Source organism: Candidatus Neomarinimicrobiota bacterium, from assembly GCA_041862535.1.
In the GTDB taxonomy this organism is placed as follows: Bacteria; Fidelibacterota; Marinisomatia; order SCGC-AAA003-L08; family TS1B11.
The window spans coordinates 1-6,610 of the sequence record JBGVTM010000378.1 but is presented as its reverse complement, the minus strand read 5'-3'; the positions used below and the strand labels follow the sequence as shown (position 1 = coordinate 6,610).

Genomic DNA, 6,610 nt, shown 5'->3' with positions numbered 1-6,610 from the left:
CTCGTCACCCACGAGGCTCACATCGCCGATCATGCTCATCGGGTCATTCATTTACTGGATGGTCAGATCGCCAGTGACGAGCTGACGATCAACGGCCAGAACGTTGCCGCATGATTGAGATTCTGCGCGTAGCCGGGGCCGCATTATGGGCTCACAAGTTTCGGGCCCTGCTGACCACCCTGGGCATTGCCATTGGTATCTTCACGGTCGGGGTGGTTATGGCCATTATTGAGGGGCTCAACGCTACCTTCGCTGAGCAGATTTCCAGCCTGGGTTCCGATGTGCTGTACGTGGACAAGCGGGCCTGGTTCCAGGGCCATGAGGAATGGCTCCGTTCCCGCCAGCGGCGCAACATCGGACTGGATGCGGTAGAGTATATTGCGCAGCGGTCGGAATACGTCAGTCACGTCAGCCCCCGCCTCAGCCAGAGGGGTACACTGAAATATGCCGATAAGAACCTGGAGGGAGTGGCGGTGATGGGTGTGCATGCCGACATGGCGGTGATCAGCGGCACCGAGGTGGTGGACGGTCGTTTTCTCTCCACCGTAGATACCCAACGCCGGAAGGCAGTGGCGGTCATCGGCGACGGAGTGCGGGAGAACCTGTTCCCGACCAGCGATCCTCTTGGTAAGCGTATAACCATCAACGGGCGGCGGTTTCTGGTGATCGGGGTTCTGGAGGAGCAGGGGCAGTCGATGGGACATGATCCGGACAACATGGTCTATGTCCCGGCCGAGACCCTGCTGAAGATGTTCGGTCGTCGCTGGCGGAACGTCTCGATTGCTCTTAAGGCCGCCCAGCCCGATCTGGTGAACGAAGCCCGGGAAGAGGTTGAAGGAATCATGCGGCGCTACCGCAAGCTCCGCCCTGATGAGGAAAACGATTTTGCCATTAACCAGCAAAGCACGTTGCAGGAATTGTATGACAATGCCACCCGCATGCTGTGGATGGTGGCCATCGGCATCGGGAGCATCGCCCTGATCGTTGGCGGCGTGGGGGTCATGAATATTATGCTGGTGACCGTCACTGAGCGTACCATGGAGATTGGCATACGCAAGAGTTTGGGAGCCAGGCGGAGTACGATCCGCTGGCAGTTCCTGGTGGAGAGTATGACGGTTTCGGCATTGGGGGTCATAGTAGGTTTTTTACTGGCATCGGGAGCGGCTATCATCATCGAGCGGGCTACGCCCCTGATGGCAAGGATCCCGCCCGCCTGGGGTGGCCTGGGGATTGGCGTGGTGGTCGTAGTGGGGTTGGTCTTCGGGCTGTGGCCGGCAACCAAGGCCGCCAAACTGGATCCCATTGAAGCATTGCGGTTCGAATAATGCTGGAATTCTTTCAGATTGCGGTTCGCTCCATCCTGAGTCACAAGCTCCGCTCCAGCCTGACGCTTTTGGGTGTGGTTATTGGAGTATGGGCAATCACCAGCATGCAGGGCGTGGTGGAGGGCTTCGATCGGGCTATGGAGGAGGAGCTGAGTGCACTGGGCTCCGAATCGTTTGTCGTGCAGAAATTCCCGCCGGTAGTGGTGGGCCACAACTGGATGCACTATGCGCGGCGTAAGGACCTCACGTACGAGGATGCCCTTTTCCTCCAGAGCACAGCATCCAATATTCGCGCCGCCACCGCCGTGGTCAGCCGGAGGGGCGAGACGATCAAATACCGGGATAAGAAAACGGCGCCGACCGTGCAGATTGTGGGCACCATGTCCGAGTACCTGCTGATTAGCGCCACGGAGCTTGGCGACGGTAGATTCCTCACTGAAGGCGATATCACCCGCACCCGTCAGGTGGCCATCCTGGGGAGGGATGTGGCCGCGGAACTGTTCCTTTACGAGGACCCTATTGATCGGCGAATTCTGGTGGGCAACCAGGGTTTCCAGGTAATCGGAGTCCTGAATCAGGCTCCCAGTTCCTTCGGTGAGTCGTCCGATAACGTGGTCATCATCCCGATTACGGCCTACAAGAAGCTATACGCCACCAGCCGACGCAGCATGTCTTCCACGGGCCTGTTCCTGCGGGCCTGGGATACTCAGAGTATCGATCAGGCCATCGATGAGACCGTAGCCCTGATGCGGGTGCGGCGCAAGGTGCCGTTGGGCGAAGAAAACGACTTCGAGGTGCTGACGGCCGAGTCCATCATGAGCACCATGCTGGACTTCACGCTATATATTCGGATAGCAGCGATAGGGATCGCCGGCATATCGCTGCTGGTGGCCGGCATCGGAATAATGAACATCATGCTGGTATCGGTAATGGAGCGCACCAGAGAGATCGGCACTCGCAAGGCGGTCGGGGCCCGGCGGCGGGATATCCTGATCCAATTCCTGATCGAGGCGGTGCTGCTATCGGAGTTCGGCGCCATAGTGGGCATTATTCTGGGGGCAGTGACGGCCCTGACCCTCGCACCGGTCTTTGACATGCCGGCCCGTGTTCCCCCCTGGGCGGCGATAGCGGCTCTGGGCTACTGTTCGGCCATCGGCATCTTTTTCGGCCTGTATCCCGCCAACAAGGCCTCCAAGCTGGATCCCATCGAAGCGCTGCGGTACGAGTAGCCGTTCCCTCCCGGCGTCGCAACCGGCGCCCCAATCCCCTTGTATTCCTTTTTAGCCCCTCGTAACTTGTTATGGCACGATTATTGTAAACAGTCTAAAAATGTCCACCAAGCAGACCGTTTCGAGGGAGGAGCTCTTAAAGATCGCACGCCTGGCCAAGCTGCGCCTGGATGAAGATAAGTGCGATGTATATACCCAGCAGATTAACGCCATTCTGGAGCACGTGCAGAAGCTGGAGACTCTGGACCTGGCAGCTGTGGAGCCGCTGTCCCATGTACTCGATCTGGTGAATGTGTCCCGCGAAGACGAGCCTGTAGAATCGCTGCCCCGGGACAAGGTGCTGTCCAACGCACCGCTGACAGAAGCCGGTCCTCCCGAGAAACGGGCCACCGATGGCGAGTTCTTCGTGGTCCCCCAGGTCATCAAGACCGATCAATGACGGTTATTGGCATCATCCCCGCCCGATACGCTTCAACCCGGTTTCCTGGCAAAGTCCTCGCCCCCATCCACGATTATCCCATGGTGCACCAGGTATATCGCCGAGCCTTGGAGTGCGCCACCCTAGATGAAGTGATCATCGCCACCGATTCCCCCCTGGTGGCGGAGACCTGCATCAATCTGGGTGACAGGGTAGTGCTGACCGGGTCCCAGCATGTCAGCGGCACTGATCGAGTGGCCGAAGTGGCCCAGGACCTGGACGCGGAACTGATCGTCAACATTCAGGGGGATGAACCCCAGCTGGAAGCCGGCGTGGTAGATCAGCTGGTGGCCCACATGCAGGCTAATCCCCACCTGGCGATGGGCACCGTGGGATCGACAATCCTGACTCCCGATGACCTTGTGAATCCGAACGTTGTGAAGGTGATCGGGAAGAACAGCCTGGCAGTAGGTTTTTACCGGAATTTGCCCGCCGTGCCCCCGGCGGGTGATCAATTGCGGCACGTGGGTCTATATGCCTATCGCCGGGGCTTTCTGCTTCAACTTAGCGCCCAGCCGCCCAGTCTCCGGGAGCGGGAGCAGCGCCTGGAGCAGTTGCGGGCTCTGGATATGGGTACCTTGATCGGGCTGGTTGCCGTGGACTATTCGGCTGTGGCGGTGGACACCCCCGAGGACCTTGAACGTGTTGTAGCCGCCTGGCATGAGTAAGGGGCGACCAGCGGTTAAATACGTCTTCATCCTGGGCGGGGTTATCTCCGGCCTGGGGAAGGGGATTCTTTCGGCCTCCCTGGGTTACTTGCTCAAATCCCGGGGGGTGAAGGTCACCATCCAGAAGCTGGATCCCTACCTGAATATAGATCCGGGCACGATGAGTCCTTTCCAGCACGGCGAGGTCTTCGTCCTGGACGACGGCTCTGAGACGGACCTGGACCTGGGGCACTACGAGCGCTTCATCGATGTCGACATGTCCCTGCTGAACAATACCACCACCGGCCAGGTATACTGGGAGGTCTTGAACCGGGAGCGCCGGGGCGACTATCTGGGGCAAACCATCCAGGTGATTCCCCACATCACCGATGAGATCAAGCGGCGCATCAAGCAGGTGAATCCCCGCCGTAAATACGAGCTGATTATCAGCGAGGTCGGTGGTACCGTGGGCGACATCGAGGGTCAACCCTTTCTGGAGGCTATCCGGCAGCTGTGTCTGGAAGTGGGCCGAGAAAACTATCTTATCATGCACCTGACACTGGTGCCCTTTATTGAAAAGAGCAAGGAGCTCAAGACAAAACCCACTCAGCACAGCGTCCAGCGCCTGCGGGAGATCGGTCTGCAGCCTGATATTGTGGTCTGCCGTACGATGGAAGATCACCATCTCACCAAGGACGTGCGCGCCAAGATCGCCCTGTTTTCTAACGTGCTCCCCGAACATGTGTTCGAATCTCCAGACGTGGAGAGCATCTACGAGATTCCCCTGGTGCTCCAGGAGCAGGGTCTAGACCGGGAGGTGGCCTGGCAGCTCGGATTGAAGGTTGCGGATGAATCCTCTTCGGTTCTCCAGGACTTCATGACCCACTACAGGCGGCCCAGCCAGGAAGTCACTATCGCCATGTCCGGTAAATACAATGCCTTACCTGATGCTTACAAGAGCATCCTCGAGGCTTTCATTCATGCGGGAGTAGAGAACGATGCGCGGGTGAAAGTCAAGTGGGTTGATACCGAGATGTTGGAGAAGAAGTCGAATCTGGCGGCGGCACTGAAAGGGGTTGACGGTATTCTCATTCCGGGCGGATTCGGCGAGCGCGGTATCGAGGGTAAAATCCTTTCGGCGCGCTATGCCAGGGAAAATAAGGTACCTTTCCTGGGAATCTGCCTGGGGCTTCAGTGTGCGGTTATCGATTTTGCCCGCCACGTGTGTGGCCTGCAAGGCGCCAACAGCACCGAGTTTGATGCCGACACCCTCCACCCGGTGGTAGACCTCATGGATAGTCAGCAGGGGATCGAGCAGAAGGGCGGTACCATGCGCCTCGGGGCCTATGCGTGTGAGATCAAGACGGGCACCAAGACCTATGCGGCATATCGCTCCCGCCACATCAGCGAGCGCCACCGACACCGCTATGAGGTGAACAATGCCTACCGGAAACGCCTGGAGGAAGGGGGGATGATCTGCAGCGGCACCAATCCGGAATTGGACCTGGTCGAGATCATCGAGATTCCGGATCATCCCTGGTTCGTGGCGGGCCAGTTTCACCCCGAGCTAAAGAGCCGACTGGTAAGGGCCCATCCCCTGTTCAGGGAGTTCATCAGGGCGGCGGTGAACTATAAGCGGAACAACCGCCAGTGAAATTCGGCCCTTACACTTTTTCCAGTGATACCTTTCCGGTCATTGCGGGGCCCTGCGTGATTGAGTCGGAGCAGCATGTCCTGAAGATGGCCCGCTTGCTGGCTGCGGCCCGGGAGCGTCTGGACCTGCAGCTCATCTTCAAGAGCAGTTTCGACAAGGCCAACCGCTCATCCCCCAGATCGTACAGGGGGATATCTCTGGACACGGCCCTGACCATTTTCCGGCGTATCAAGGAGGAAGTCGGTTTACCTGTGCTTACCGATGTCCATACCCCGGAACAGGCGGCACAGGTCCAGGCGGCAGTGGATGTGATCCAGATACCGGCATTTTTGTCGCGGCAGACCGATATGCTCACCGCCGCCGCCCGAACCGGCCTGACGGTGAACGTAAAAAAGGGCCAATTCCTTTCCCCCTGGGAGGTGGCCAATGTGGTGGACAAGCTGCGCGAGGCTGGCTGTGAAAGCTTTGCCGTCACCGAACGGGGAACCAGTTTTGGCTATCATAATCTGATTTCCGATATGCGGGCCATCCCGATTATCCAGGAATTGGGAGTGCCGGTGATATTTGATGCCACCCATTCGGCCCAGCAACCTGGCGGCCAGGGTGATCGGACTGGTGGGTTGCGGGAGTATATCCCGGTAGTAGCCCGGGCGGCGGTGGCGGCGGGTTGTGACGGTTTATTCCTGGAAGTACACGACCAGCCGGATCAGGCTTTGAGCGATTCCACCACCCAGTGGCCCTTTGACCGCTTTGAGGACCTGATAACGGAGCTGTTGGCTTTTCGCCAGACCTATCGGGAGGTGTATCATCGCGACTAGTCCACTGCAGGCCCGGATCAGCCAGGTGAGGGCGCTATTCATGGATGTGGATGGTATCCTTACGGACGGTTCGATCTATATTGGGCCCAATGATTTAGAATTGAAGCGGTTCACCGTTGAGGACGGTGTGGGCACAGCCCTGGCTCGACAGGCTGAGCTTCTCCTGGCTTTAATCTCGGGGCGCCATTCGGAAGCCACCACCGTTCGGGCCCGGCAGCTCCAAATTGACGACGTTTATCAAGGCTGCAAGAATAAGCTGGAACCATTTGAGATACTACTGGGTAAATTTAATCTGCGGGCCCACGAAGTAGCCTACATCGGGGACAGCCTGGTGGACTTACCGGTCATGGAACGGGTGGGGGTACCGGTAAGTGTGCCGAATGCCCACCCGCTGGTTAAGAAGGTGGCCGTTCATATCACCAAGCGTTCCGGTGGACAGGGAGTTTTGAGGGAAGTTGT

7 protein-coding genes are annotated in these 6,610 nt (G+C 58.4%); all 7 read left to right on the top strand.

All coding sequences use genetic code 11. The features are described 5' to 3' along the window. Positions 1–110 precede the first annotated feature (110 nt). Complete coding sequence (locus tag ACETWG_13630) at positions 111–1,325, top strand: ABC transporter permease (protein MFB0517624.1); 1,215 nt, start codon at positions 111–113, stop codon at positions 1,323–1,325. Next, on the top strand, positions 1,325–2,554 hold the full coding sequence (locus tag ACETWG_13625; protein ID MFB0517623.1) for an ABC transporter permease: 1,230 nt from the start codon (positions 1,325–1,327) through the stop codon (positions 2,552–2,554). Before ACETWG_13630 ends, ACETWG_13625 begins: the two co-directional genes overlap by 1 nt. Before the next feature lie 100 nt (positions 2,555–2,654). Beyond that, complete coding sequence (gene gatC / locus ACETWG_13620) at positions 2,655–2,993, top strand: Asp-tRNA(Asn)/Glu-tRNA(Gln) amidotransferase subunit GatC (GenBank protein MFB0517622.1); 339 nt, start codon at positions 2,655–2,657, stop codon at positions 2,991–2,993. Beyond that, positions 2,990–3,700: a 3-deoxy-manno-octulosonate cytidylyltransferase gene (gene kdsB / locus ACETWG_13615; protein MFB0517621.1), complete on the top strand. Its 711-nt coding sequence runs from the start codon at positions 2,990–2,992 to the stop codon at positions 3,698–3,700. The genes gatC and kdsB overlap by 4 nt, the downstream gene beginning before the upstream one ends. Then, complete coding sequence (locus ACETWG_13610) at positions 3,693–5,333, top strand: CTP synthase (GenBank protein MFB0517620.1); 1,641 nt, start codon at positions 3,693–3,695, stop codon at positions 5,331–5,333. Before kdsB ends, ACETWG_13610 begins: the two co-directional genes overlap by 8 nt. Next, complete coding sequence (gene kdsA, locus ACETWG_13605) at positions 5,330–6,151, top strand: 3-deoxy-8-phosphooctulonate synthase (GenBank protein MFB0517619.1); 822 nt, start codon at positions 5,330–5,332, stop codon at positions 6,149–6,151. The genes ACETWG_13610 and kdsA overlap by 4 nt, the downstream gene beginning before the upstream one ends. Before the next feature lie 25 nt (positions 6,152–6,176). Then, a partial coding sequence (locus tag ACETWG_13600) for a KdsC family phosphatase (protein MFB0517618.1) occupies positions 6,177–6,610 on the top strand: 434 nt, incomplete at its 3' end.

Excerpts from the sequence above, each read along its gene's own strand:
- ACETWG_13630 (MFB0517624.1), top strand. The coding sequence starts at position 111 with ATGATTGAGATTCTGCGCGTAGCCGGGGCCGCATTATGGGCTCACAAG.
- ACETWG_13625 (MFB0517623.1), top strand. The coding sequence starts at position 1,325 with ATGCTGGAATTCTTTCAGATTGCGGTTCGCTCCATCCTGAGTCACAAG.
- gatC (MFB0517622.1), top strand. The coding sequence starts at position 2,655 with ATGTCCACCAAGCAGACCGTTTCGAGGGAGGAGCTCTTAAAGATCGCA.
- kdsB (MFB0517621.1), top strand. The coding sequence starts at position 2,990 with ATGACGGTTATTGGCATCATCCCCGCCCGATACGCTTCAACCCGGTTT.
- ACETWG_13610 (MFB0517620.1), top strand. The coding sequence starts at position 3,693 with ATGAGTAAGGGGCGACCAGCGGTTAAATACGTCTTCATCCTGGGCGGG.